This is a genomic window from Stenotrophomonas sp. 05L44_2, assembly GCF_056665995.1.
In genome coordinates, this window is the sequence record NZ_JBFTNR010000997.1 from 1 (window position 1) to 1,118 (window position 1,118).

2 protein-coding genes and 1 pseudogene are annotated in these 1,118 nt (G+C 68.7%); 2 read left to right on the plus strand and 1 reads right to left on the minus strand.

What is annotated here, in order from left to right; all coding sequences use genetic code 11:
* Positions 1-269: pseudogene (locus tag AC1VAN_RS22605) on the minus strand (hypothetical protein); the annotation flags it as partial.
* A gap of 234 nt (positions 270-503) precedes the next feature.
* Here AC1VAN_RS22605 and AC1VAN_RS22610 point away from each other — a divergent pair.
* Both AC1VAN_RS22610 and AC1VAN_RS22615 read left to right on the plus strand, forming a co-directional pair.
* A complete protein-coding gene (locus AC1VAN_RS22610) occupies positions 504-899 on the plus strand; it encodes a diacylglycerol kinase (protein WP_025877898.1) in 396 nt (131 codons plus the stop codon).
* Positions 900-931: 32 nt separating this feature from the next.
* Positions 932-1,118 (plus strand): TerC family protein (locus AC1VAN_RS22615; RefSeq protein ID WP_480986836.1); only part of this gene is annotated, 187 nt, incomplete at its 3' end.

Consider the following 1,118-nt stretch of genomic DNA (forward strand, 5'->3'; position numbering starts at 1 on the left):
CCCCCGAAGCCGCGGTTGAACACCGGTTGCCCCGGGAAATCCCGGGCCAGGCTGTCCCACATGCGGAAGGACGAGCTGCCGATGAACTCGATGCCGCCGCGCGGCGGCGGATTGGTCCGGTCGGCGCTGGCGAAGGCGGCGATGTCGGCCTCCCAGGCCACGTTGGAGACCTGCGCAGGGACCTGCGGCGACGCCGGCGGGCTCAGGGCCTGGGCCAGCGGCGCGGCCAGCAGGCCGAGCAGGATCAGGCAGGTGCGGGGACGGGTCATCAGGCACTCCGGCAGGGCAGGGGTATCCATCATAGAAGCTGGGCTGGCCCCGCGCTTGGCCGCGCTGGGCCGTTTGCGGGGTCGTTCGCAGGGCCTCGCGGCGGGGCGTGCGGGGTGCCATTGCCGCCCTTGTGGCAAAATGGGGGCTGTCTGCCTATCCCTGTGCACCCATGATTTCCTGCCGTGCGTCTGAGCGGTCGCTGCGCCGCGCCCCTGTTGCTGGATCCATCACCCGTGGCTGATCAGTTCGGCCACATGCCCCGCGGCCCGCGCCGCATCTTCCAGGCCGCCCGCTGGTCCTGGCAGGGCCTGCGTGCTGCCTGGCTGCACGAGTCCTCGTTCCGGCTGGAGGTCTACCTGCTGGTGCTGCTGACCCCGCTGGCGATCTGGCTGGGCCAGACCCCGGTGGAGCGTGCGCTGATGATCGGCTCGATGCTGCTGGTGCTGGCGATGGAGCTGGCCAATTCGGCCATCGAGGCGGTGATCGAGCGCTATGGCGCGGAAATCCACGAACTGGCCGGCCGCGCCAAGGACATGGGCTCGGCGGCGGTGTTCGTGCTGATGATGAACGTGCTGCTGTGCTGGGCCCTGGTGCTGGTGCCGCGGTTGTTCCCGGCCAGCGTCGGCTGATCCTTCTTCCTCCCCCTTGTTGAAGACTTCCCATGTCCCTTGAGCTTCTCGCCGATCCGAACGTCTGGTTGACCCTGTTCACCTTGAGCGCGCTGGAAATCGTGCTCGGCATCGACAATCTGGTGTTCATCTCCATCGCCGTCAGCAAGCTGCCCGAAGAGCGCCGCCCGTTCGCGCGCCGCCTCGGCATCGCTGTGGCCTGCATCACCCGTATCGGCC